Annotated in this window: 19 protein-coding genes and 1 tRNA gene; 13 read left to right on the forward strand and 7 right to left on the reverse strand. The window is 69.6% G+C overall.

Features of this window, described 5'->3' with window-relative positions; all coding sequences use genetic code 11:
• Positions 1-225: 225 nt before the first annotated feature.
• Complete coding sequence (locus tag AB0J90_RS06895; RefSeq protein WP_363592997.1) at positions 226-471, reverse strand: DUF397 domain-containing protein; 246 nt, start codon at positions 469-471, stop codon at positions 226-228.
• Between the two features lie 70 nt (positions 472-541).
• Entirely contained in the window at positions 542-1,498 is a 957-nt protein-coding gene (locus AB0J90_RS06900; protein WP_363593645.1) for a helix-turn-helix transcriptional regulator, read from the reverse strand.
• Between the two features lie 355 nt (positions 1,499-1,853).
• On the opposite strand from AB0J90_RS06900, the gene AB0J90_RS06905 reads away from it, so the two are divergent.
• Together AB0J90_RS06905 and AB0J90_RS06910 are read left to right on the forward strand one after the other, a co-directional pair.
• Complete coding sequence (locus AB0J90_RS06905; protein ID WP_363592999.1) at positions 1,854-2,543, forward strand: helix-turn-helix domain-containing protein; 690 nt, start codon at positions 1,854-1,856, stop codon at positions 2,541-2,543.
• A gap of 32 nt (positions 2,544-2,575) precedes the next feature.
• On the forward strand, positions 2,576-3,814 hold the full coding sequence (locus AB0J90_RS06910; protein ID WP_363593001.1) for an MFS transporter: 1,239 nt from the start codon (positions 2,576-2,578) through the stop codon (positions 3,812-3,814).
• 80 nt (positions 3,815-3,894) lie between these two features.
• Here the strand turns inward: AB0J90_RS06910 and AB0J90_RS06915 are convergent, their stop codons facing one another.
• Positions 3,895-4,146, reverse strand: a complete 252-nt coding sequence (locus AB0J90_RS06915) for a mycoredoxin (protein WP_363593003.1) — start codon at positions 4,144-4,146, stop codon at positions 3,895-3,897.
• A gap of 76 nt (positions 4,147-4,222) precedes the next feature.
• Here AB0J90_RS06915 and AB0J90_RS06920 point away from each other — a divergent pair, with 76 nt between their 5' ends.
• From AB0J90_RS06920 to AB0J90_RS06930, 3 genes are all read left to right on the forward strand, one after another.
• Positions 4,223-6,448 carry an ATP-dependent DNA helicase UvrD2 gene (locus tag AB0J90_RS06920; RefSeq protein ID WP_363593005.1) on the forward strand — a complete coding sequence of 742 codons (2,226 nt, stop codon included), beginning with the start codon at positions 4,223-4,225 and terminating at the stop codon, positions 6,446-6,448.
• Between the two features lie 125 nt (positions 6,449-6,573).
• Positions 6,574-6,828 carry a hypothetical protein gene (locus AB0J90_RS06925; protein WP_363593007.1) on the forward strand — a complete coding sequence of 85 codons (255 nt, stop codon included), beginning with the start codon at positions 6,574-6,576 and terminating at the stop codon, positions 6,826-6,828.
• 131 nt (positions 6,829-6,959) lie between these two features.
• Complete coding sequence (locus AB0J90_RS06930; RefSeq protein ID WP_326562673.1) at positions 6,960-7,325, forward strand: WhiB family transcriptional regulator; 366 nt, start codon at positions 6,960-6,962, stop codon at positions 7,323-7,325.
• A gap of 380 nt (positions 7,326-7,705) precedes the next feature.
• On the opposite strand, the gene AB0J90_RS06935 is transcribed toward AB0J90_RS06930, so the two are convergent.
• The 3 genes from AB0J90_RS06935 to AB0J90_RS06945 all read right to left on the reverse strand — a co-directional run bounded on the left by AB0J90_RS06935 (position 7,706) and on the right by AB0J90_RS06945 (position 10,717).
• Positions 7,706-9,100, reverse strand: coding sequence for an AarF/ABC1/UbiB kinase family protein (locus AB0J90_RS06935; RefSeq protein WP_363593009.1), 1,395 nt, complete (start codon positions 9,098-9,100; stop codon positions 7,706-7,708).
• Positions 9,101-9,235: 135 nt separating this feature from the next.
• A complete protein-coding gene (locus AB0J90_RS06940) occupies positions 9,236-10,309 on the reverse strand; it encodes a hypothetical protein (RefSeq protein WP_363593011.1) in 1,074 nt (357 codons plus the stop codon).
• Positions 10,310-10,549: 240 nt separating this feature from the next.
• Positions 10,550-10,717 carry a DUF5679 domain-containing protein gene (locus AB0J90_RS06945; RefSeq protein ID WP_165436864.1) on the reverse strand — a complete coding sequence of 56 codons (168 nt, stop codon included), beginning with the start codon at positions 10,715-10,717 and terminating at the stop codon, positions 10,550-10,552.
• A gap of 513 nt (positions 10,718-11,230) precedes the next feature.
• Between AB0J90_RS06945 and AB0J90_RS06950 the strand changes: the two genes are divergently transcribed.
• The gene (locus AB0J90_RS06950; RefSeq protein WP_363593013.1) at positions 11,231-11,761 is read left to right on the forward strand and encodes a M48 family metallopeptidase; all 531 of its coding nucleotides are present in this window, start codon (positions 11,231-11,233) and stop codon (positions 11,759-11,761) included.
• 29 nt (positions 11,762-11,790) lie between these two features.
• Positions 11,791-12,390 (forward strand): hypothetical protein, encoded by a 600-nt coding sequence (locus tag AB0J90_RS06955; protein ID WP_363593015.1) that lies wholly within the window; start codon positions 11,791-11,793, stop codon positions 12,388-12,390.
• 26 nt (positions 12,391-12,416) lie between these two features.
• On the opposite strand, the gene AB0J90_RS06960 is transcribed toward AB0J90_RS06955, so the two are convergent.
• Positions 12,417-13,649, reverse strand: a complete 1,233-nt coding sequence (locus AB0J90_RS06960; protein WP_363593647.1) for a zinc-dependent metalloprotease — start codon at positions 13,647-13,649, stop codon at positions 12,417-12,419.
• 182 nt (positions 13,650-13,831) lie between these two features.
• On the opposite strand from AB0J90_RS06960, the gene AB0J90_RS06965 reads away from it, so the two are divergent.
• From AB0J90_RS06965 to AB0J90_RS06990, 6 genes are all read left to right on the forward strand, one after another.
• A complete protein-coding gene (locus tag AB0J90_RS06965) occupies positions 13,832-14,848 on the forward strand; it encodes a PDZ domain-containing protein (protein ID WP_363593017.1) in 1,017 nt (338 codons plus the stop codon).
• A 109-nt stretch (positions 14,849-14,957) separates the two neighbouring features.
• Complete coding sequence (locus AB0J90_RS06970) at positions 14,958-17,984, forward strand: UPF0182 family protein (RefSeq protein ID WP_363593019.1); 3,027 nt, start codon at positions 14,958-14,960, stop codon at positions 17,982-17,984.
• Between the two features lie 235 nt (positions 17,985-18,219).
• Positions 18,220-18,293 (forward strand) — tRNA-Met (locus AB0J90_RS06975).
• 279 nt (positions 18,294-18,572) lie between these two features.
• Positions 18,573-19,970: a Mur ligase domain-containing protein gene (locus AB0J90_RS06980; protein ID WP_363593021.1), complete on the forward strand. Its 1,398-nt coding sequence runs from the start codon at positions 18,573-18,575 to the stop codon at positions 19,968-19,970.
• A complete protein-coding gene (locus AB0J90_RS06985; RefSeq protein WP_363593023.1) occupies positions 19,933-20,742 on the forward strand; it encodes an SDR family oxidoreductase in 810 nt (269 codons plus the stop codon). Before AB0J90_RS06980 ends, AB0J90_RS06985 begins: the two co-directional genes overlap by 38 nt.
• Positions 20,739-23,399, forward strand: a complete 2,661-nt coding sequence (locus AB0J90_RS06990) for a hypothetical protein (RefSeq protein WP_363593025.1) — start codon at positions 20,739-20,741, stop codon at positions 23,397-23,399. The genes AB0J90_RS06985 and AB0J90_RS06990 overlap by 4 nt, the downstream gene beginning before the upstream one ends.
• The last annotated feature ends 160 nt before the right edge of the window (positions 23,400-23,559 follow it).

Raw genomic sequence — 23,559 nt, forward strand, 5'->3', positions numbered from 1 at the left:
CACCGCCGAGTCGCGCGTGGAGACGTTCGGCCGCCACCGGTCCGGGAGCGGAACACGCCTTTCGCGAGGATATGCGCTTTCGCGAGGGTATGCGCTTTCGTGAGGGTATGAGCCTTCGTGAGGGTATGAGCCTTCGCGGGGGTATGAGCCTTCGCGAGGGTATGCGTCGAGGGCTGCCGGCGCACGCGGTCACGCATACACGGGCAGCCCTCGACGACGCGACGTTCAGTTCAGGTCGAACTCGCCGTCCTTGGCGCCGGCGATGAAGTCCAACCAACCGGTACGGGCGAATACCAGCACCGGCCCGCCTCGGTCCTTGCTGTCGCGCAGTGCCACCGGTGCCCGATCGTCGCCGAGCGGCGCGACCTCCACGCAGTTGGACGTCTGGCTGCGCGAACTGGTCCGCCAGGCGGCGCCGGAGAGGTGCTCGCCGAGCGGGTCCGGCACCGGGGACGAACGGGCAGTGTTCATGGTCAGCTCCTACCTGACTGGTGCATCGTGACGGGTGGCCGTCCGTCCAACGGCGTCCGGCCGCGACGAGTCACTGCTCGGTCAGGCGTTCGGTCCGTCGACGCTGGATCGGCGGTGTGGTCGAGCCGCGACCCGACGAGCTTCGCCCCGCCTCGCTGGAGACCCGTCCGGCCGCTTCGGCCAGCCAGGTCAGGGTGTCCTCGGCGGTGAGCGCCGCGGACTGGAGCCACTCGAAGACCACGGTGTACCGGTCCAGCTCGTCGCGATCGGTGAGCACCTGGTTGGTGGAGTGCCCCTCGATTGCCAGCGTCTCCGGATCCTGCGGGTCGGCGAACCGGTAGAGCGAGAAGCCGGTGTGCGGCAGGTACCAGTTGGCGATCCGCGCCTGGCTCGGCAGCACCTGCAACGTGATGTTGGGCAATGCTGCGAGCTTGCAGAGCTGGTTGAGCTGTCCGCGTATGACCTCCGGTGAGCCGGCCCGCCGGCTGAGCGAGGCCTCCTCGATCACGGCCGAATAGCGCGGCGGATGGGTTTCCTGGATCAACCGCAGCTGTCGGGCCATCCGGGCCTCGACCTCGGTCTCGGGATTTTCCACGTCCGACTTCTCGGCGTCGGTGGAGTGGTTGCCGAGCGGACGGAAGGAGATGATCCGGGCCCGGGCGTACTCCCTGGTCTGGAGCAGGCCGGGCACGACAACCGGGTTGTACTCGCGGATGTCGGCGCAGCCGGCCTCGAATTCGGCGAAGCTACGCTGGCGCGGCGTCATCACCGGGTACGAGCGCAGCCAACTCCGTACGTCCCCGGCTTCCGCCGTGATGGTGGCGAGTTCGTCGCGTAGTGGCCCGGTGACCCCGTAGAGCTCCAGCAGGACCATGACGTCCTGCGGGTCGGGCCGGCTGCGGCCGTTCTCCAGCCGGGACAGTTTGGACGCCGATGCCCAGCCGATCTGCTCGATCACCTGGTCGCCGGTGAGTCGGGCCGACTCGCGCAGACGGCGCAGTTCGCCACCGAGCCGGCGCCGCCGCATCAGCGGGCTGGGCACGGCCGCCTTGGAATCGGCCGAGGAGGTGGATTCGGCCGAGGAGGTGGATTCGGCCGAGGATGTGGATTCGGCCGAGGAGGTGGATTCGGCGGAGTTGGATTGAGCTGGAGGCAACTGGTCCTCGCTCTCGATCGTTTCGAGCCCGGCGGATGCCGGACACCGTGTCGAGCCCGGTCGTGCCGGGTCATGACCACTTCAGACTGCCCCCCACGGTCAGTATGCCGGCCGTCGCACTCCGGTGCGGAATTGGGGTCCCGGCGTGTCCAAGAAAGGATCTCTCTTTCGGACCCGAAAAAGGATCTCTTTCCAAAGAAAGCTTTCGAAAGCTACGCTTCCGGCCATGCCGCAACCGGCCGTCCGGGACATCCGGGATCCCCGGATGCTGCGTGCCATGGCCCATCCGCTGCGGTTACGCATCCTCGACGCGGTAGCGCTCTTCGGCCCGGCCACCGCGACGGAGATCTCCGAACAGGTCGGCGAAAGCCCCGCCAACTGCTCCTGGCACCTGCGTCAGCTAGCCCGCTACGGCTTCGTCGAGGAGGCCGGCGGCGGCACCGGACGGCAACGTCCTTGGCGGATAGTGCTCCAGCGGTACCGCTGGGGACCCGGCGACCCGTCTGGTACGGGCGAAGCCGAGCCTGACTCGCCCCGTGCGTACGCGGACCCCGGACCGAGCCGCACCGGCGCCGATCCGGAGTCCGGTGTCGATGCCGACCCGCGGTCGCGGGTCGGTGCCGCCGCCCACCAGGTGCTGCTCGACCTCGAATACCAGGCGTTGCGCGAGTGGCTGGGGGGCCGACACGAGGAGACGCCACAGTGGCGTGAGGCGGGCTTCCTCGCCCAGTCGATGGGCTGGTGCACCCCGGCGCAGCTCGCCGAGATCGGCGCGGCCATCACCGAACTGCTGTCCCGCCGGCTGCCGAGCCTGACCGACCCCGAAGCACGACCACCCGGTTCGCGACCGGTCCGCTTCATCGCCTGGGGCGTGCCGGCTCGGCCGGCCGAGCCGACCGACGCGGACGACGGCTAGCGCCGCTGCCGCGCACGAAGGGACCCCTCACCATGCGTGCCATCCTCCGCCGCCCCGACTTCCGCCTCCTCTTCGGAGGTCTCGTCGCCAGCATGATCGCCGAATCGATCCTGCTCCTGGCGCTCGCCATCTGGGTCAAGGACCTGACCGGCTCCGACGGGATGGCCGGGGCGACCATCTTCGCGATCGTCGCGCCGATGGCGCTCGCGCCGCTGGTCGGTTGGATGGTGGACCGGTTCCGTCGACGAGTGTTCTTCGTCGCCGTCAACCTCGGCACCGCGGCGCTGCTCACCCCGCTCTACGCGGTCCGGGACCGGGACGACGTCTGGATCATCTACGCGGTCAGCGCCCTCTACGGGCTCTCCTACGTCGCGCTCAGTGCGACCCTGATCGGGCTGATCAAGGAGATCGTCCCGGGTGACCTGCTGGCCGAGGCGAACGGTGCGCTGCAGACGGTGAAGCAGGGCCTACGGTTGGTCGGCCCGCTGGCCGGAGCGGCCCTCTATGCGGGCGTCGGCGGCTGGGCCCTGGCCACCCTCGGTGCGCTGGGCTTTCTCAGCGCGGCGGCGGCGGTCAGCCGGATGAAGGTACGGGAGAGCGCACCCGCCCCGGCCCAGCCGGGCTGGTTGGCCGAGATAGGGGCCGGCGTACGGCACATGGTCGACGATCCGGCGTTACGCCGGGGAGTGTCCGGAACCGCCATGACCATGCTGGTGCTGGGCTTCAGTGAGTCGCTGATCTTCGCGTACGTCGATCGGGGGCTCGGCCATCCACCGGCCTTCGTCGGCGTGCTGCTGACCGTACAGGGGATCGGTGGCCTGCTCGGCGGCCTGTCGTCGGCGACGATCGTCGGGCGGCTGGGTGAGGTGGGTGCGCTGGCCACCGGGGTGGCGATCTTCGCGCCGGCGGTGCTCGCCCTGGTGGAGCCGAATCTCCTGCTCGGCTTCGTCGCGATGGTGATGGCCGGCTTCGCCCTGCCGATCGTGATCGTCTCGCTCAACACGCTCACCCAGCGGCGTACGCCGGTGCCGTTGGTCGGCCGGGTCGCGGCCGCGTCCGAGGCGCTGATCAGCGGCCCGCAATCGCTTTCCATCGGACTCGGTGCGGTGCTGGTGGGTGTGGTCGACTACCGCCTGCTGTTCGCCCTGATGGCGGTCGCCATGCTCGCCGTCGCCCGCTTCCTCTGGCTAGGCCGCGCCCTCTCACCCCCGACAACCCCCGCAACCCCCACCACCCCCCTCCCACCCCTGGCCCCCACCCCTACTCGTTGAACATGAAGTTGGCGCGCTGCCGATCGGCGTGTCGCGTCGCCAACTTCATGATCAACAACGGTTTCCGCGGGGGCGGGGGGTCAGGCTGAGGGGGTGGGGGTGGGGGTTAGGCGCTGCTTTACCTGGGTGATGGAGGGGTTGGTGAGGGCGGTGCCGTCGGGGAAGAGGACGGTGGGGACGGTGGCGTTGCCGCCGTTCACGCTCATCACGTACTCGGCTGCCTTCGGGTCCTGCTCGATGTCGACCACCTGGTACGCGATCCCCTCCCGATCGAACTGGGACTTGAGCCGGTGGCAGTAGCCACACCAGGACGTCGAGTACATGGTCAGCATGATCAGGTCCTCCAGTTGTCGTCGATCGACAGGCTAATCGCTGCAACGCCGAAGCCGGCTGCGATGATTCCTAGCTGTGGCGGTTGACTCAAGCGCGGAACGGGTGCTGGCCGGGCTGGACCCCGAGCAGCGCGCCGCGGTCACGGCACCGGCCGGCCCGGTCTGCATCCTGGCCGGCGCGGGCACCGGCAAGACCAGGGCCATCACCCACCGGATCGCCCATCGGGCGCTCACCGGGGAGATCGCCGCCCGACACGTGCTCGCGGTCACCTTCACCGCCCGTGCCGCCGCCGAGATGCGCGCCCGACTGACCGCGCTCGGGGTGGGCGGTGTACAGGCCCGCACCTTCCACGCGGCGGCGCTGCGCCAGGTCCGCTACTTCGCGCCCCGGCTGCTGGAGGGCCGGCCGATGCCGGAACTGCTGGACAGCAAGGTACGGCTGGTCACCCTGGCCGCCGCCCGATCCGGCCTGCGTACGGACCGGGCAGCCGCCCGGGACCTCGCCGGTGAGATCGAGTGGGCGAAGTCCTCGCTGGTCGAGCCGGCCGAGTACGTGGTGGCGGCGGCCAAGGCACTGCGTGAGACTCCGCACGACCCGGCCCGGGTGGCCGAGGTCTTCGCCGCGTACGAGCAGGTCAAACGCGCCAACGGGGTGATCGACTTCGAGGACATGCTGCGCGCGGCGGTCTGGGGCATCGAGGAGCACCCGGACGTCGGCGAGCAGGTACGCGCCCAGTACCGGCACTTCGTGGTGGACGAGTACCAGGACGTCAACCCGCTGCAGCAGCGGCTGCTGGACGCCTGGCTCGGCGGGCGGGACGACCTGACCGTGGTCGGCGACGCCAGCCAGACGATCTACTCGTTCACCGGTGCGACCTCGGCGTACCTGGTCGACTTCCCGCGCCGACGGCGGGACGCGGTGGTGGTCCGGCTGGTCCGGGACTACCGCTCGACCCCGCAGGTGGTCGGCCTCGCCAACGCGGTGATCCGGCAGGCCCGTGGCACCGAGGCGCAGCTCCGGCTGGAACTGGTCGGTCAGCGGTCACCCGGACCCGAGCCCGACCTGCGGATCTTCCCCGACGAACCGGCCGAGGCGACCGCGGTGGCGGCCCGCTGCCGGCAGCTCATCGCCTCGGGTACGCCGGCCCGCGAGATCGCCGTGCTGTTCCGCACCAACGCGCAGTCGGAGGCGTACGAGAAGGCGCTGGCCGAGGCCGAGGTGCCGTACCTGGTGCAGGGTGCCGAGCGGTTCTTCGAGCGGACCGAGGTGCGCCAGGCCATGATCGCGCTGCGCTCCGCGGTGCGCTCGACGCCGGCCGAGATCCCGCTGGTCGAGGCGGTCGTCGACGCGCTCTCCGCGGTCGGCTGGGCCCGCGAACAGCCACCGCCCGGTGGCGCGGCCCGGGAGCGCTGGGAGGCGCTGGCCGCGCTGGTCCAGCTCGCCGAGGAGTACGCGAGCACCCCGAACCTGCTGCCCATCGGTGACGCCGCGGCGGCGAGCGCGAGGAGTGGGCTGGCGAGCCCCGCGGTCGCGAGCGACCCGGTCGGGTGGGTGGAACGGGCGGTGTCGCTGGCGGACTTCTGCACCGAGTTGCAGCGCCGGGCGACCCAGCAGCACGTACCGACCGTGGACGGGGTCACGCTGGCGTCGCTGCACTCGGCGAAGGGGCTGGAGTGGGACGCGGTGTTCCTGGTCGGGCTGGCCGACGGCACCCTGCCGACCACGTACGCCAAGACGGTCGAGCAGGTGGAGGAGGAGCGGCGGCTGCTCTACGTGGGGGTGACCCGCGCTCGGGAGTGGCTGTGGCTGTCGTACGCCTCGGCCCGCTCGCCCGGTGGTCGGCCCCGTCGCCCGTCGCGGTTCCTGCCGCAGCTCGACCGCTCTGGCGGCGAGCGGGCGGCGAGCCCGACCGGTACGGTCGCCGGTCGGAAACCCGACCCGCGACGGAATCGGGTCATCTCCTGCCGTATCTGCGGAGCCACCCTGCTCGCCGGGGTGGACCGCAAGTTGGGGCGCTGCTCGGACTGCCCGTCGGATCTCGACGACGAGTTGTACGGGCGCCTGCTCGACTGGCGTTCGCGGGTCGCCCGCGCCCAGAAAGTCCCTGCGTACGTGGTGTTCACCGACGCCACGCTGACCGCGCTGGCGGAGCGCCGTCCGGGTGCCGTCGACGGGCTGCTGGCGATCGCCGGGATCGGCCCCCGCAAGCTCGGCCTGTACGGCGACGCGGTGCTCGCTCTGGTGGGCGGCGCGACAGTGGACGAGTTGGGCCCGGAAAAAACTTCGACAATCGAGCCGTAAAACCGTTTGCCCTCGCCCCCGGATGAGGAATAGCCTCAAGGCACACCTCGCGAGCAGGGGCTAAAGGCCTGCTCAAGAGGGGTAACGACATGTTGGCGACGAGTGTGAGACAGGAGGCGAGTCCCATGGAGATCTACCGCTACGAGCGACCGTCGGCGCTGCTGACTGTTCTCGCACCGGTGTCGACGGCCAGGACTCTGCTGACCGTCGGCACTCCGTTGGTCCCCCAGGCGCACCAGGCTCCGGTCCAGGCCGAGCTGGTCCGGGTTGCCGCGTCCGCGGGGATCAATGGCACGAGTGGCTTCACGGGCGAAGGCATCCAACTGGCCAAGAAGCGGATGGATGTTCGCGGTGTTCCACCTCGAGGAAGGCCGGTCTGATCTACAGACCACCGGCTCACCTCGAGGCCGCGGAACCCGCTTACCGGGATCCGCGGCCTCAGTTTTTGTTTCGCCACAAGTACGTAGGACAGCGATCCACGAGATCGAAGCGAGAGAGAGGTGACCGGGCCATGAGTCTGGCGTTGGCTCCACTTGACCTGACCGTTGAGTTGGAGGCGAATCTGCCCTGCCGGAAGTTCGACCCCGACCTGTGGTTCGCCGACTCGCCCACCGAGCTGGAACTGGCAAAGTCGCTCTGCGGGGACTGCCCGCTGCGCGTCGAGTGCCTGTCCGGTGCGGTGGACCGAGCGGAGCCGTGGGGCGTCTGGGGCGGCGAGATCTTCGAGCGTGGCGCGGTTGTTCCGCGTAAGCGGCCCCGTGGCCGTCCGCGCAAGGAGGACGTCGCGCGTGACGTGATGCTGCGGGTCGAGGCCGAGGCGCGGTTGGCGGCCGATGGGCTGTCCGAGTCGCGCGGCGCTGTCCGGTTGGCGGCCTGACATGAACCCGAACCAGTCGTACGCCGGCTCCCTGCCGGTATCGAACGTTTTCCCGAACACCGCGATCCAGAATCCAAACGGAGTCGAAGAGATGCATCTCATCCAAGAAGCGTTGTCACGTGCTCGAATGCGACTGCCTCAGGCCGGTCGTCACACCACGCGCACTGAGGCAACCCGTTCCGCCCGTGTCATCGCACTGGAGGCCCACCGTCGGGCCGCCCGCGAGCAGGGGCTCTACTAACCACCCGGCGACCGCCCGCTGCTGAGCGGGCGGTCCCGCTGACCGTCCCCGCCGGTCCTCACCGACCGGCCCGAATGGCCGAGGGCGGATCCGAGAGTGCTTTCCAGCACCCGGATCCGCCCTCGGCCCGTTCTCGTGTCTAGTCGTCTTCGGCCGTGCCGCCCGGCGGGGCGAAACCGGGCAGCCAGCGTTCCACGATGTCCCGGTACGGCGCCTTCGCCTCCAACTGGCTCAGGATCCCGATGGAGCCGAGCGTGACCCGGTGGATCAGCAGGTACGACGGCGGCAGGTTGAGCTGCCGGCTCAACTGGTACGCCGGTGACCTCGGGTTGGTCAGCCGTCCGGCCTCGACGCGAAGCCACGCGCGGGTGAACCGGAACTCGTCCACCGAGAGCGGTTCGAGTACCGGCATGATGAAGTCGAGTACGGCCTCGGCGTCGATCACCTCGGTCGGCTTGATGAAGCCTTCGCCGCGCAGACCCGCCACCACGGCTTCGGCCTCCCCGGCGAGGGCCAGCCGGACCAGCCGGCCGACCGGCTCGGGGTGGCCGCCCGGCAGCCGGGCCACCGCACCGAAGTCGATCACGCCGAGCCGACCGTCCGGCAGCAGCCGGAAGTTGCCCGGGTGTGGGTCGGCGTGCAGCAGTCCGGCCCGGCCGGGTGCGGAGAAGTGCAGGGTGGCCAGGTGTCGCCCGGCCTGGTTGCGCTGCTCCTCGGTGCCGGAGGCGATGATCTGGGACATCGGGATGCCGTCGACCCAGTCGGTGACCAGCACCCGGGGGCTGGCCGCGACCACCTCCGGCACGAAGATCTCCGAGTCACCGGCGTACGCGGCGGCGAAGGCGCGTTGCGACTCCGCCTCCAGCTCGTAGTCGAGTTCCTCGCTGATCCGGTCGCGTAGTTCGGCGAGCAGCGGCTTGATGTCCAGTCCGGGCTGGATTGCCCGGAACATGCTGCCGAGCCGGGAGAGCTGCTTGAGGTCGGCCAGCAGCGCGTCGCCGGCCCCGGGGTACTGCACCTTCACCGCGACCGGGCGGCCGGTGGCGGCGGCCTTGGCCTTGGTGCCGCGCCGCCGGGTGCCGGCCGGTACGACCGGAGGCCCGTTCCAGATGGCCCGGTGCACCTGCCCGATACTCGCCGCCGCGGCCGGTTTGTCGTCGAATTCCAGGAAGTACGACCGCCAGTCCGGTCCGAGCTGTTCGGCCAGGACCTTGTGCACACTCGCCACCGGCAGCGGCGGAGCCGACTCCTGGAGCTTGGTCAGCGCCTGCCGGTACGGCGCGGCGATCTCCTCCGGCAGCGCGGCCTCGAACACCGACAGCGCCTGACCGAACTTCATCGCGCCGCCCTTGAGCTGCCCGAGCACGCTGAAGAGTTGTTCGGCCGTACGCTGCTGGATTTCGGCCGAGATCACCTCCGAGGCGAGGCCGGTGACCCGCTTACCGACGCCGAGCACGGTCCGACCGGCGAAGCCGAGCGGCAGGGCGGCTAGCTTGGCGGTCCGGGAGACGGCCCGGCGTGGGATGTCGGTCACCAGATCATTGTTACCGACTTTCCTTGGTCACGACCGCCGTCAGCGGGTGGCTCGGGCCACCCTGGCACCGGTTGACCGTTATTCGTTGTGCCGAGGCCGGAAGATACGGCCCCCGAGGGGGTCCGGAGGGCCCCGCTACGCCGCCGGGGATCGTGGTTTCCGGCGGCGGGTGCCGCAGCCGCAGTCGGGGTGCGGTGGCCAGGTCCGGCGGCGGAACCGCCCCGGTGTCCGGATCTCCACCGCCGCACCGATCGTCTCCGGCACGCCGCCGTCGAGGAAGGCGAGCACCTCGCCGGCCGCGTAGCCGACCGCCGCGAGCAGGGTGGGTGTGCTGCACGCCTGGAGCGTTGGCTCGGTGGCGAGCTGGGCGGCGAGTTCCGGCCAGCCCGGGTCGCGGTCGCGCCGGTGCAGGTCACGGCAGTTCAGGCACGGGGTGCCGGCCGCCCGGACCAGCGGCCCGACCACGGGTACGCCGTCGTGCAGGCTCAGCAGCAGGTGCGCCTGCCGGCGTTGGGCGTACCCGGCGGCGAGCAGGCTGGCCGGCCGGTCGGTGCCGACCTGGACCACCAGGCTGGCGTGGCCGCGCCGTACCGGTCGGGTCTCGGTGCCCGGGGCGGCACGGATGATGGCGTCGGCGACCGCCTCGGCCGTGGGTCGGCGGACATCGGTGGCGGCGGAGCCGGTGCAGGTCACGTCGTCGGCTTCGACCCGACCGTCCAGGTCGGGGTGCACGTGGCCGACGCCGGCCTGGGCGAGCGCGAGTGCGACCGGACCGCCGAGCCGGCCCCGGCCGGTCACCACGACCCGCGCGGTGCGGCGCCGACGCAGCAGCTGGGCGGGGGTGGCGGTGGCGTCCGGGCCGCGCAGGGCGATCGCCGCGGCCTCGCTGGAGAGCCGCTGACGGGCCGGCTCGGGCAGGTCCGCCGGGAGCAGGGTGTGCGCCCCGACGACCAGGCCCGCGGCGCGCAGCGTGTCGATCAGCGTACGGGCGTCGTCGCGGCTGACCTGGAGCCGTGCGGCCTGGTCCAGGATCACCCGTTCGCTGCGGGTGCCGTCGAGCAGGTCGAGCAGTCGGGCGGCACCGGGGTTCGCCACTTCGAGCAGGACGGCGCGGCTGGGATCGAGGCCGAGCTGCAGCGTGTGCCGGTCGCGCCAGAGCCTGACCAGGCCGGGAAGGAGCGTGGGCCGGGGGAGCGTGGTACGTGTCATGGGTGACACGCTGTCATCGTTGCCGAACGGTCGGTCGATCGTTATCCACAGGCATGCCCGGCCCTGCCGTGCACTATCCACAGGACTTGGCGGGTTATCCACAACCGGCGGGTAACTTCTGTCGTCGTCGGGACATGACACCGGGTGTCTGTACCGCGACAGTGCCCCTGGCCCGCGGGTACGGGAAGGGGCGGCCGAGTGGCCGCCCCAACCCCCGCGAGTGGGCTCGTCCTCGGTCGCTCAGACCTTGGCCTTGCCCAGGATCCGGTTGACCGTGGTGCCACAGACGGGACACTTGCCCTTGGCCATGTTCATGCCCGTCTTGGACACCTCGACGTTGCCCTCGAAATCGCGCTTTTCCTTGCACTTCACGCAGTAACCGTTGTAGGTCTGGGCCTTTTCGGCCACGGTGCCCCTCCTCGTCCTATCCCGTCGGCTAGTTCACCCGACGGGTGCCCGGCGGCGGGCCTCCAAGCCCTGGCGCTGGGGTTTCTCCGCGATCACCACTGTGTGACCGCCGGTCCGGCGGACCCTACCCAGGTGCGGGCGGTTCCATGTCAGCAATGCGCCGGCACTGTGAGTAAGCCGACGACGAGAGTGTGCATGCCGGAATAGGTCGGATAAGTCAGTTTCGCAGGGACACGCCGGTTGAATGCCTTCAGAACGTCATTCCGGGGGTGCCCGTGAGGAGCGCTCAGGTTGATCGTTTACCGTGGGGTCGCCTACCGGTTGCCGTCGCGTACGCACCGGTCAGCCGCTGTTGCGGGTCCCGGCGAGGGACCGGCCAAATATTTTTTTCGGACGGCAGGCCGCTAACCGGGATTTTCCTGGCGCGTGTCGATGGGTTGACTCTTGCGGTCCCCTGGTCACTACGCATTAGTTTTCCTTCGTGAATGAAACCCGGGCTGTCGCGAACCGGTAATGGCTGTGGCGCGCAAGCCGGTCGTCGAGGTACGGCGCAGTGAGCGTCGGCGTCGGACGGTGTCCGCGTACCGGGACGGCGAGCGGGTCGTGGTGCTCATCCCGGACCAGTTCTCCCGTGCCGAGGAGAGCGAGTGGGTCGACAAGATGCTCGCCCGGCTGGCAGCCAGGGAGGAGCGCACCGGCCGCTCCGACGACGACCTGCTGCTACGGGCCCAGCGGCTGATCGACCGCTACCTGCCCGAACACGGGCGGATCGCGATCCCGGCGAGCGTGCGTTGGGTCACCAACCAGAACGGGCGGTGGGGCTCGTGCACACCCGCCGACCGGACCATCCGGATCTCGCACCGGATCCAGGAGATGCCCGACTGGGTGATCGACTACGTGCTGCTGCACGAGCTGACGCATCTCGTCGTACCGAGTCACAACGCCCGGTTCTGGGCGCTCGTGGGGCGCTATCCCAAGGCCGAGCGCGCCCGGGGATACCTGGAGGGGGTCGCGGCCGCCGCCGGGGTCAACCTCACCGACTGAGCGCCACGGCGCCGGGCTAGGGTCACCGGATGGCCCGACGTCTGCTGATAACGCTGCTGGGGCCGGTGCGCTGGTCGCCCCCCGGAACCGACCCGAACCGCTGGCAGGCCGCCCTGGCCGAGGACGTGGTCGACCTGATCGCCACGCTCAGCGAGGTGGAACCGGCGATCGCCGCCGCCGCCGAGCAGCGGGCCCTGGCCGACGCGGTGGTCTGGCCGGGCATGCCGATCTACGACCTGCCGGCCCGTACCGTGGGTGCGGCCCTCGCCGCGGCCGCCGCCGACGGGTACGACCAGGCGGCCGTGATCGTCGCCGACGCACCCGACCTGCCCGGCCTGATCCTGGGCAAGCTGCTCCGGCCGCTGACGAGCCGCAGTGTCGCGATCGCCCCGGCCGCGCCCGGACCGGGGCTGTTCGGGGTGGCCGCGCGGCTGCCCGCGCCGGACTGGCTGTCGGCGATCGACCTGGACACGGCGGACGCGGACACGCTCCGAGCCGCCGCGCCGGACCCGGCCGAGGTGGCGGTCACGCCGGGCTGGCGTCGCCTGCGCAGCCCGGCCGAGCTGGCCACCCTGGATCCTGCCGTCGAGGGCTGGGACACCACCAGGACGCTGCTCTCCGCCCCCTGACGGGGGCGGAGAGGCGCCTCACGGGGTCAGGACGGGTTCTTCTCCCCGTTCTGCTCCGGGCCGTCGTCGCCCTCGCTGTCGCCCTGGTCGCCGCCCTTCGGGCCGCCCGGCTGGGTGAAGTCGAAACTGTCCAGCTCGTCGAGGTCGAGCTGGGCGCGAGCGAAGCCCTCCGGGTCGGCGAAGTCCTCACCCGAGGGCAGCAGGTCCGGGTGTCCCCAGATCGCGTCCCGGCCGGCGATGCCCCGGTGCTGGGTCAGCGCCGCCCAGAGCGCCGCGGCCTCCCGCAACCGGCGCGGGCGAAGCTCCAGCCCGACCAGGGCGGCGAAGGTCTGCTCGGCCGGCCCACCGGCCGCCCGGCGGCGGCGGAACGCCTCGCCGAGCTTGACCACGTTCGGCAGTCGCTCCGCGGCGGCGTTGTCCACGACATGGCAGACCCAGCCCTCGACCAGGGCCAGCGCGGTCTCCAACCGGGCCAGCGACGCCTTCTGGGACGGCGTGTCCTCCGGGGTGAAGATGCCCTCCAGAGCCAGCGCCTGCAACGACTCGGGATTGGTCGGATCGACCCGACCCATCGCCTCCTCGATCGCCTCCCGGTTCACCGTGATGCCCGCGGCGTACATCTCCACGGCGGTGAGCACGTGTCCGCGCAGCCACGGCACGTGGCCGAACAGGCGCTGGTGAGCCGCCTCGCGCAGGGCCACGTAGAGGCGTACCTCGTCCTCGGGCAGTTCCAGGCCGGTGCCGTACTCCCGGATGTTGGCCGGGACCAGCGCGGCCGTGCCGGCGGGTCCGAGCGGCAGGCCGATGTCCCCGGCCGAGAGCACCTCGGCGGCGAGCGAGCCGAGCGCCTGGCCGAGCTGACCGCCGAAGAGGGCACCGCCGAGGCTGGCGACCATCGACTGCATCGGGCCGAGCTGGGCGCGCTGCTCCGGCGGCACCAGGTCACCCATGGCCGCGACCATCCGGCCGGCGACCGGGTCACAGAGTTTGCGCCACACGTCGAGAGTCCGGAAGATCCACTCGTTCCGGTTCCACGCCACCGAGGTCTGGATGCCCGACGGCAGCGCCGAGCTGGGCTCGAGCCAGAGATCGGCGAGGCGCAGGGCCTCCTCCACGGCGTGTCGCTCGAACGGGGTGACCGCCGGGTCCCCGGACGAGGCGAGCTGGCTGGCCGCCACCTGGCGGGCCAGATCCCAGTTGACCGGGCCGCTGCCCGGTGCGGCGAGCAGCTGTTGCAGCTGAGCCATGAACTGCTGCATCTGCTGCGGGTCGTTGGGGTCGGGCGGCTGGCCACCCGGGAGCGCGAAGCCGAACGGAATATCAGGCACCCGTCCACGGTACGCGCGCGAGGGGGCCGGATGCTGGTCCAGGTGTTGCGCTCAGGGAGAACTAAGGGGTTCGACCGGCGGGACCCCCAGGGGGCCTCGGTACGCTCTGGCGCATGAGACGTCGCGGGGTCACAGTCCTGCTCGGTGCGCTGCTCACCGCCCTGCTCAGCCTCGGCGTGATCGGGGCACCCATCCCGTACGTGGTGCTCGGCCCCGGACCGACGGTCAACACGCTGGGCACCGAGGACGGCAAGGAGGTGATCCAGGTGACCGGCCGGGAGACCTCCACCTCGGCCGGGCAGTTGCGGCTGACCACGGTGGGTGTGCAACCCGACGTACGGCTGCTGTCGGCCATCTCCGGTTGGCTCTCCGACTCCGAGGCCGTGGTGCCGCGCGAGCTGATCTACCCGCCGGGGCAGACCCAGCAGCAGGTCGACGAGCGCAACGCCGAGGACTTCACCGCCTCGCAGACCAGTGCCGAGACCGCCGCCCTGCGGGAGCTGGGCTTCCCGGTGCAGGTCACGGTCAAGGCCGTCACGGCCGGCGGCCCGTCGGTGGACCGGCTCAAGGTCGACGACGTGATCACCTCCGTCAACGGTCAGCCGGTGCCGACCGCGACCCGGCTCACCGAGCTGGTCCGGGCCCAACCGGCCGGCACCGCCCTCACCGTCGGCTTCGTACGCGGCGGCACGCCCGGCACCACCACGGTCACCACCGCCGCGGCCAGTGGTCAGCCGCCCCGGATCGGGGTGGAGATCGAACAGCGGCAACCGCACCCGTTCCAGCTGAAGATCGACCTGGGCGACATCGGGGGACCGAGTGCCGGACTCATGTTCACCCTCGGCATCATCGACAAGCTGACCCCCGATGACCTGACCGGCGGGAAGATCATCGCGGGTACCGGGACCATCGACGACGAGGGCAACGTCGGACCGATCGGCGGCATCCCGCAGAAGCTGGTCGGCGCCAAGCAGGCCGGCGCGGTGTCGTTCCTGGTGCCGGCGGACAACTGCGAGGAGGCCGTCCGCAACCCCCAACCGGGCCTGCCGCTGTACCGGATCGGCACGCTCAAGGACGCACTGAACGCGTTGAACCTGTTGCGCACGGGAGGCCAACCGCCACGCTGCTGAACCGGTCCGCTCACCTTCGGCTCACCTTGGGCTCATCCCGCTCAGGTGGACCCCGTACTCTGGGTGCCTGGTCGGAGCCGATCACCGTGGAGCGGAGCCAACAGTGGTCATGCGTAGCAGTCCCCTACCGAGAATGAGCCGGCGCGGTCGCGTGACGGTCGGCGTACTGGTCGGGGTGTTCCTGCTGTTCACCCTGCTGGGCTGGGGGGTACAGGCCTGGACCGACTGGCTGTGGTTCGACGAGGTCTCGTACACCCAGGTCTTCACCGACGTCCTGGTCACCCGGATCGGGCTGTTCGCCTCCGTCGGCGCGGCCATGGCCGTGATCATCGGCGGCAACCTGTGGCTGGCCTACCGGCTGCGCCCGGTGCTGCGCCCGCACTCGGCCGAACAGGCCACGCTCGAGCGCTACCGGATGGCGCTGGCACCCCGGATCGGTGCCTGGATCAGCGCGATCGCGGTCATCGTCGGCCTCTTCGCCGGCCTGTCCGCGCAGAGCCGGTGGAGCCAGTGGCTGCTGTTCCGCAACGGCCAGGACTTCGGGGTCAAGGACCCGGAGTTCGGCATCGACATCGGCTTCTACGTCTTCCAGTTCCCGTTCTGGCGTTACCTGCTCGGGGTCGGCTTCACCGTCGTGGTCCTCTCGGTGATCGGCTCGCTGGCCGTGCACTACATCTTCGGCGGGGTCCGGTTGCAGGGCGTCGGCGACCGGATGACCAACGCCGCCCGGGCCCACCTGACCACCCTGGTCGCGGTCTTCGTGCTACTCAAGGCCATCGCGTACGTGCTGGACCGGCGGGCGATGCTGCTGGAGTTCAACGAGAGCGTCAACACCTACGGCGCCGGTTACGCCGACATCAACGCGCTGCTGCCGGCCAAGGAGATCCTGGCCTACATCTCGATCGTGGTCGCGATCGCGATCATCGTGTTCTCCAACGCGGTGATGCGGAACCTGGTCTGGCCGGGCATCTCACTGGCCCTGCTCGGCGTCTCGGCGGTGGCGATCGGCGGCATCTACCCGTGGGCGGTGCAGACCTTCGAGGTCAAGCCGAGCCTCCAGGACAAGGAGTCGCAGTACATCCAGCGCAGCATCGAGGCGACCCGGGCGTCCTTCGGGCTGGCCGCGACCCGGACCACGCCGTACGGCGCGGGCAACCTGAAGCCGCCGGCCGCGCTGGCCACCGACACCTCCGTGGTGCCGAACATCCGGCTGCTCGACCCGCAACTGATCTCCGAGACCTACACCCAGTTGCAGCAGGTCCGTGGCTTCTACGACTTCGGCCCCAAGCTCGACATCGACCGCTACACGGTCAACGGCGCCACCCAGGACTACGTGGTCGGCATGCGCGAGATCAACTACGGCGAGCTGACCACCCAGCAGAGCAACTGGATCAACCGGCACACCGTCTTCACCCACGGGTACGGGCTGGTCAGCGCTCCGGCGAACCAGGTGGTCTGCGGCGGCCAGCCGTTCTTCGTCTCCGGCTTCCTCGGCAACCAGGCCCAGGCCGGCTGTTCCGCCTCGGCCGAGCAGATCCCGGCCGACCAGCCGCGGATCTACTACGGCGAGCAGATGGACGACAGCGACTACGCGATCGTCGGCCAGGCCGACTCGGACCGCAACGTCGAGTTCGACCGCCCGACCGGCAACGACAGCGAGAACAACAGCGGGCAGACCTACACCTACACCGGCACCGGCGGGGTGGAGATCGGCTCGTTCACCCGCAAGCTGCTGTACGCGATCAAGGAGCAGGAGAGCAACTTCCTGCTCTCCGCCGCGGTCAACGAGAACTCCAAGCTGCTCTACGTGCGTAACCCGCGCGACCGGGTGGAGAAGGTCGCGCCGTTCCTGACGCTGGACGGCGACCCGTACCCGGCGCTGGTCGGTGGCCGGATCCAGTGGATCATCGACGGCTACACCACGGCCGCCACCTACCCGTACGCGGAGCAGGTCAACCTGCAGACCGAGACGGCCGACGAGCTGACCGGGCGGGGCACCTTCCAACTCGCCCGGGAGAACGTCAACTACATCCGCAACTCGGTCAAGGCCACCGTCGACGCGTACGACGGGACCGTCAAGCTCTACGAGTTCGACGAGACCGATCCGGTGCTCAAGGCTTGGAACAAGGCCTTCGGCGGGGACCTGGTGACGCCGAAGTCGGAGATCCCGGCCGACCTGGCCGCGCACTTCCGCTACCCGGCCGACCTGTTCAAGGTGCAGCGCAACCTGCTGGCCAAGTTCCACGTCACGGACCCTCGGGAGTTCTTCTCCGGGCAGGACTTCTGGGAGGTCCCGAACGTCCCGGACGCCCCCGACACCGGCCAGCGGCAGCCCCCGTACTACCTGTTCACCCAGTTCCCCGGGCAGGACACGCCGCGCTTCCAGCTCACCTCCGCGGTGACCCCGGCCAGCCGGCAGAACCTGGCCGCGCTGATCTCCGGGTCGTACGTGAACGGGCAGCCGCAGTTGCAGGTGCTGGAGTTACCCGACCAGACGGCAGTCTCCGGTCCGGTGCAGGTGCACCAGAAGATGACCAACAACGCGGCGATCCGGCAGGAACTCAACCTGCTCTCGTCCAACCAGGCCCAGGTGCAGTACGGCAACCTGCTCTCGCTGCCGTTCGGCGACGGCATGCTCTACGTCGAGCCGGTCTACGTGAAGAGCAACCAGCAGAACGCGTACCCACTGCTGCAGCGGGTGTTGCTCTCCTACGGTGACGGCGGCGAGTACGTCGTACTGGCCAACACGTTGCAGGACGGCATCAAACAGCTCGTCGAGCAGGGCAAGGCGGCCGGCGCCAACAATCCGCCACCCGCCACGCCACCGGCGCCGACCGACAATCCGTCGGCCACGCCGAGTCCCGGTGCGACGCCGACCCCGCCGCCGGCACTCACCGGTGAACTCGCGGCGGCGGCGGCCAAGGTGCAGCAGGCGATCGCCGAGGTCCAGGCCGCTCAGGCGTCCGGTGACGTCGAGCGGTGGGGCAAGTCGCTGAAGACGCTGGACACCGCGCTGACCGAGTTCCAGGCGGCCCAGCGGGCGGCCGGGGTGCCGGGTTCCACGCCGACGGGGGCGGGTTCACCCACGCCACCGGCGAACACACCGAGCCCGCCGGCCGGTACGCCGAGCGGCTGAACATCGTACGGCTGGTAGACCATCGGCTCGGGGTACGGGAATCAGATCTTCGATTTCCGTACCCCGAGCCCTTTCTTGGGGTATGGGCTGCTCCGCCGAATGCCGCGCGCTGTCGACCGGCAGCGTTCCGCATCCCTCGCCGTACGGTGAAGAGCCTGGTCAGAGCCAAAGTACGGACCTTGTGTCGGCTCGTTTTGCGGGCGCGTGTGCCGGTGCGCTAGTGTTAACGAGCCGACGCGGGGTGGAGCAGCTCGGTAGCTCGCTGGGCTCATAACCCAGAGGTCGCAGGTTCAAATCCTGTCCCCGCTACGATCGAAGTTGCAAGTTAGAGCCCGTCCCGGAAGATCGGGGGCGGGCTCTAACGCTCTTCCTGTCGGGCGCCACGAGACTCGGGCGCCACGAGACAGCGGAAGGGCTGGACAAGAGCGGGGCGTCTCTAGCAGCGCCCAGCGTGGTGGTGTGGCCTGCCCGTGGGCATATGAGCCGGGTAGGTGGGGAGCGGCTGTAGCTGTTCCGCGTTCCCCAGTCCGATATCGGACAGGCCGCTGGAAGCCAGAATCATTTTGTCGGCCTGACAAAATGGGCTGCATGGATGTCACCCCTCGCATCCTCGGAAGCGGCCGCCAGAAGTCACCATCGGTACACCTTGTCGGGATTCTCGGTCAAGGGATGCGGGGCTTGGCCCGGCTGTACAGGGGTCGGGGGTGGGACGTCACGGGATGCGACCGGCGCAATGTGGATCAACAAATGTCATGTCCCGTGTCTGGCGGGTCGGATCGCGCAACCGCCCCGGCGGGCGCGGATATCGACCTCGTTGTGCACAGCGTGGCAGTCAGCCCCGATCACCCGGATCTGATGAATGCCCGGCTCATTGGCATACCCGTGCTGGCCCGACCACAGGCATTGGCTCAACTGCTCGCCGCGACGGCCGCGCGGGTCATCGCGATAGCCGGCGTGAGCGGCAAGACCACGACGGTGGCGCTCACCGCCCAGATCTATCATCAGTTGGGATTGAGCCCCACCCTCTATCTTGGTGGCGAGGTACTGGGCCGGGAGATTTCCTACGGAGAGTGCGGCGACCTCCCGATCGCCGTCGCGGAGGCGTGCGAGGTCAACCGGGCGATGCTGGCGCTGCCCACCTCGGTCGCGGCGGTGACGTCGGTCTACTGGGGCGAGCACCCGACCTCGTACGACTCTCCTGAAGCCCTGGATCTCGCCTTCGCCCAGTTCGCCGCAGGAGCGGAGAGCGCCGTACTGCCGTCGGCTAACCGTGAGCTGCTCGATAGGGTGCGCGATCGCACCGATATCCGTCCGATCACCTTCGGTGTCGAAGCCGACGCCGAGGTGCGGCTGCTGGAGGTGTCGCATCGGAACGAGGGCTTCCGAGCCAGGTACGGAACACCTCGCGGTGAGCTGACCGTGCGGACGAGGCTGCACGGTGTCCATAACGCGATGAACCTTGCCGTGGCCATCGGATGTCACCTGGCCACAGGATCGGAATTCGACGCCCTGGCTGAGGTCGACTACTCGACGCTCTGCGCGCCGAGGCGCCGGATCGAGTTCGTCGGACGCCACGCGGGCGCCGACTACTATGACGACTACGGGCACAATCCGGTACAAATACAAACTGCCGTGCAGGTGCTGAGGAGGCGATACCCCGAGGGGCGTATCGGAGCCTATTTCCTACCGAGCGGATATGAGCGGCTGACCGCGTTCGGGGATGGCTACGTCCGCGCGTTGGCGCTGTTTGATCTCGTCTACCTGGCCAGGTCGATAACCGGCTTCGAGGACACGGCGACAACAGCGGATCAGTCGCGGTTTCCGGAAACAACAGTCGACCTGTTGCGTACGCGAGGTGTCGCCGCCGAGGTACGGGAGCGCGAGGACCTCGGATTCGACGACTTTGCGGGGTGTTCCGTCGTCTGCTTCCTCGGGGCATCGCGTCTCGATGGACACCTGGTTGCCATGTTCGACCGCCAACGATGAGGATTGGGAAGCAATGACGAGCTCGGATGTCGCGGTTGTCGCGGGCGCTGCTGGTGATATCGGTAGGGCGATCTGTCAGATTCTGACCGGCCGGGGACTGGCCGTGGTCGGCCTCGACATCGTCGGCCAGCCTGAAGGGCTCGCCACCGCCGGGTGGCACATCGTCGATCTCAGCGACGGGGACTTCCCCGAAGACCTGGGCCCACAACTGTGCGCGGCCGGGCCGGTACGGCATGTTTTCCACGTGATCGGTGGTTCTGACGCCGACGAACTTCGCGAGCCCGACCCCGTCAGGATTCCGATGGAGGTGTTCCGGCGCACGGTCGCCCTCAACCTCTATTCGGCCTACGGGGTCATCCGAGGAACGGTCGAGGAGCTACGGAAGACGTCCGGAGACCGCTCGTACACCCTGTTTTCATCACTGAACGCCCTGGGCGGTTACGGCGCGCCGGGATACTCCTCAAGCAAGGCCGCGCTGCACGGCCTGGTCAGGTCGCTCGCCGTGCCGCTCTCCCGGGAGGCGATCCGGATCAATGCCGTCGCCCTCGGCACGACCAGGACCGAAAACTACGTCCGGCTGGCCGGACAGGCGGGCCGGGAGGTCGACTTCGATAGGCTGGGGGCGGCGTTGGTTCCGCGAGGTTCGGTCCTTGAGCCGGCGGAGGCGGCCACGGCGGCGGTCGCTCTGGGACTTGAGAATCCCGCTGTCACCGGAACGGTGCTCGTGGTCGATGCCGGGCAGTCGTTGATGAGACCCAGAGCACGTTCATGAACCGTATCGGCTTTCTCGCCGGCTACACCGGCAGCGCCCTGCTGCAGTGGGCACGGACGAATGTCCGGTACGAGTGGGTGCGCTGGCTCACAGTGGGTGCCTTCGCGGCCGCGCTCGTATTCGGACTCGTGTTGGCGCTGCGCCTCGGGACGCTTGCGTCCACCGTTGCCGATGTCGCGATCAATGTCGCGGCATCGGTCATCGTGGCGGTCACTGCGGTCGTCGTGTTCAGCGTCGGCACCCATCGGCGGATTCGGCAGCGGCTGCTGGCGTACCAGCGGGGTGTGGTGGCCGCCGGACAACCCTCGGGGCGCTGGCCGAACCAGGCCCGGGCCCTCGTGACGCAACTGTGCGACGACCGCCACCATGCCGCGCTGCTACTGGAGACCCCACCCGGCGGTCTCCGGGCGTCTTTTGTCGAGGACCTGGTCGCGGCACTGTCACGGGCGAACATCGTCGCGCTGGTCATACCGCAACAGCGCCTGGACCACGCCGGGCCGGCGGCGGCGGCCTCGGACGAGTTCCGCGCGCTGCTCGGACGCGCGGGCCTTACGGATGTGCCGTTCCTGCGGATTCTCGAAGCCCTTGCGCGCAGCCGTCGGATCGTGGTTGTCATCGACGGGGTCGATGTCGTCAATCATCCGACCGATCGTGCCTCCATGATGGCTGTTGCCGCAGACCGTGCCCGAGATCTGATCGCCGCGAACCTTCCGTTTCTTGCCGTGGTCGACCCGGGTTCGATCGATCCGGACCTCGGGCAACATCGCGTCACCCTGCCCACGATCGAGCACTCCGAGGCGCTGGTCATGCTTGGCGTCGACGGGACCGACGAGGACGGTGAGCACCGGGCGGCAACGGAGCAACGGTTCGCGGCCGCCATGCAGTACAGCCTGCTCACGATCGAGTCCGTCGTACGGCAGCGGCGGGTCGACGGCAGGCGTTTGGCGGCCTTGACCCGACGGCTGACCGAGAACGGCCGGCTGTGGGTCGCCTTCCGGGTGCTGCGCGAGGCGGGGTACCCGCGGGTTGGCGGCGAGGCCACACCGCTGGTCGAGCGGCTCGCGCGGCGTATGGCGCTGCTGGAGTCGATCGAGGTCGAATACGCTGAACTGCTCGGCGAGCTGGCCGAGGACGAGTTGGAGGGATTCGCGGGGCAGTTGGCCACCCTTGAGCGGCAGCGGATCGTGGCGCGGCGTCGTCGGCAGGACAGGCTCTTCGTCCGCTTTGCCGATCCGGAGGTGGGCGAGGCCGCGGTCGGTGTCTGGTTGGCTGGGCGGCCCCGTCCGTACGAACAGTCGCGTCTTAGGGGCGGCACCGCGTTCGCGGCGGAGGCGGTCCAGCGGGTGCGGACAGCGGGTAGCGGTCGGGATCGTGCGTGGCGAGGGGTGCTCAGGAGCGTCCGTGACGGCGCACCGCTGTCCGCGTTCGGTGACGCCTTCGCGGCTCTGCTCGTATCGGATGAACCTGTTGTGTTTCCGACGGTGGACTGGATGGACGGAGCGTGGGAGACCGCCGACCAGGTCGAGCGGATGCTTCTGGTGCAGCGGATACCCGGTCGAGCGGCGGGGGCCTATACGGAGTTTCTCTGGAGCCGGGTGAAACCGCCGGCGTTCAACCGGAATTCTCACCTCATGCGCCGTGTCATCGCCCGCCATCTCGGTCGGCACGGGGTCACCAGTTGGGACCGGCTCCGCTCAGAGTGGTCGGGCCTGGTGAAGGTTGCCGAGCAGGGGCGACTCGCGTGGTACGACCGGCGGGTCATCCAACCGTGGCCTGGTATGGCGGTGGCGTCGCTGTGCTGGGTCCTGCCGTCCGTCGCGCTGAGCAGGGCGGGCGATCCGGAGCCGGGGATACTCCTCCGCCGCCTCGCCGCCGCCACGGTCCCCGGCGGAGGATCTGTCCGCGACGGTCGCCCCGACGTCGGTCTGGAGATCTCGCTCGCGGAAGGCTGTAAGGACGCCGCGTACCTCGCGCTCACCCACGGCTACCCGGTCGCCGACTCGCTCTGGCAGGTGGTCGTGGAGCTCGGGATGAATGGCCGGTCCTGGCTGTCGCGCATCGTCGCCATGCAGGCGGCGATGCTGCTGGCTGCGGTGGAACCCGCTCGAATGGCGGCGGTCGGACGACTGTGTCTGCTCCGGCGCGATGCTGACAACGAGCACGAGATAGCGCGTCGGTACGCGAGGGTTCTGGTCGACGCGTTGCGCGAGCCGCCCGAGCGTTTACGTCGCGTGGTCAACAGGTATGTCTGGCCGGACGACACCGAGGCGCTCGACGCCGCCGGTGGAGAGCTGACCGACGAGTCGGCGTTGGCGCTGGCGGCGATGACGATCGTCCTCAACTTCGGGGAGAGCCGCCGTCGGGTACATGGCGACCCGGTCGCGGCTCAGTCGGCGCGGGTTCGTGCCTTGGTGTACGAGTTGACCCCGTCCTGCATGAGTCGGCCCCTGGCCGCTGCCGCCGCACGTGATCTGCCCTGCGATTGTGCTCTGCGACTTTGCGGACCCGATTTGAGGGATATTCCGGACATGCGGCCCATCTCGCGAATATTTGCTTATCGGTGCCTCACGGCGTTACAGCGGCAGTGGCGGAATCCGCGCGAGGCGCTGCGTTGGCAACAGGCTCTGTGGATCCATCTCCGCAGGGCGGCCATCTGAGCCCTCATCCCCGAAGGCTCGGAAAACCGCAGTTCAGATCCCCCGTGTTCGCGCGATGTGGAGCGAACGGCGGCGGCGCCACGATCGGGTGGTGACGACGGATGCGCTTGCGCCGAGCACCGAGGCACCGGTAGCGGGTCGCGGTCGATCGAGGCTGACA

It is taken from the genome of Micromonospora sp. NPDC049523 (genome assembly GCF_040676775.1).
Classification (GTDB): Bacteria; Actinomycetota; Actinomycetes; order Mycobacteriales; family Micromonosporaceae; genus Micromonospora_G.

What these genes read in the sequence shown, in the direction of transcription:
- AB0J90_RS06925 (WP_363593007.1), top strand. Translation starts at nt 6,574, where the DNA reads ATGGAGATCTACCGCTACGAGCGACCGTCGGCGCTGCTGACTGTTCTC.
- AB0J90_RS06970 (WP_363593019.1), top strand. Translation starts at nt 14,958, where the DNA reads ATGCGTAGCAGTCCCCTACCGAGAATGAGCCGGCGCGGTCGCGTGACG.
- AB0J90_RS06985 (WP_363593023.1), top strand. Translation starts at nt 19,933, where the DNA reads ATGGACACCTGGTTGCCATGTTCGACCGCCAACGATGAGGATTGGGAA.
- AB0J90_RS06930 (WP_326562673.1), top strand. Translation starts at nt 6,960, where the DNA reads ATGAGTCTGGCGTTGGCTCCACTTGACCTGACCGTTGAGTTGGAGGCG.
- AB0J90_RS06950 (WP_363593013.1), top strand. Translation starts at nt 11,231, where the DNA reads ATGGCTGTGGCGCGCAAGCCGGTCGTCGAGGTACGGCGCAGTGAGCGT.
- AB0J90_RS06965 (WP_363593017.1), top strand. Translation starts at nt 13,832, where the DNA reads ATGAGACGTCGCGGGGTCACAGTCCTGCTCGGTGCGCTGCTCACCGCC.
- AB0J90_RS06915 (WP_363593003.1), bottom strand. Translation starts at nt 4,146, where the DNA reads ATGCTGACCATGTACTCGACGTCCTGGTGTGGCTACTGCCACCGGCTC.
- AB0J90_RS06905 (WP_363592999.1), top strand. Translation starts at nt 1,854, where the DNA reads ATGCCGCAACCGGCCGTCCGGGACATCCGGGATCCCCGGATGCTGCGT.
- AB0J90_RS06980 (WP_363593021.1), top strand. Translation starts at nt 18,573, where the DNA reads ATGGATGTCACCCCTCGCATCCTCGGAAGCGGCCGCCAGAAGTCACCA.
- AB0J90_RS06955 (WP_363593015.1), top strand. Translation starts at nt 11,791, where the DNA reads ATGGCCCGACGTCTGCTGATAACGCTGCTGGGGCCGGTGCGCTGGTCG.
- AB0J90_RS06895 (WP_363592997.1), bottom strand. Translation starts at nt 471, where the DNA reads ATGAACACTGCCCGTTCGTCCCCGGTGCCGGACCCGCTCGGCGAGCAC.
- AB0J90_RS06910 (WP_363593001.1), top strand. Translation starts at nt 2,576, where the DNA reads ATGCGTGCCATCCTCCGCCGCCCCGACTTCCGCCTCCTCTTCGGAGGT.
- AB0J90_RS06940 (WP_363593011.1), bottom strand. Translation starts at nt 10,309, where the DNA reads ATGACACGTACCACGCTCCCCCGGCCCACGCTCCTTCCCGGCCTGGTC.
- AB0J90_RS06960 (WP_363593647.1), bottom strand. Translation starts at nt 13,649, where the DNA reads ATGCAGCAGTTCATGGCTCAGCTGCAACAGCTGCTCGCCGCACCGGGC.
- AB0J90_RS06990 (WP_363593025.1), top strand. Translation starts at nt 20,739, where the DNA reads ATGAACCGTATCGGCTTTCTCGCCGGCTACACCGGCAGCGCCCTGCTG.
- AB0J90_RS06900 (WP_363593645.1), bottom strand. Translation starts at nt 1,498, where the DNA reads ATGCGGCGGCGCCGGCTCGGTGGCGAACTGCGCCGTCTGCGCGAGTCG.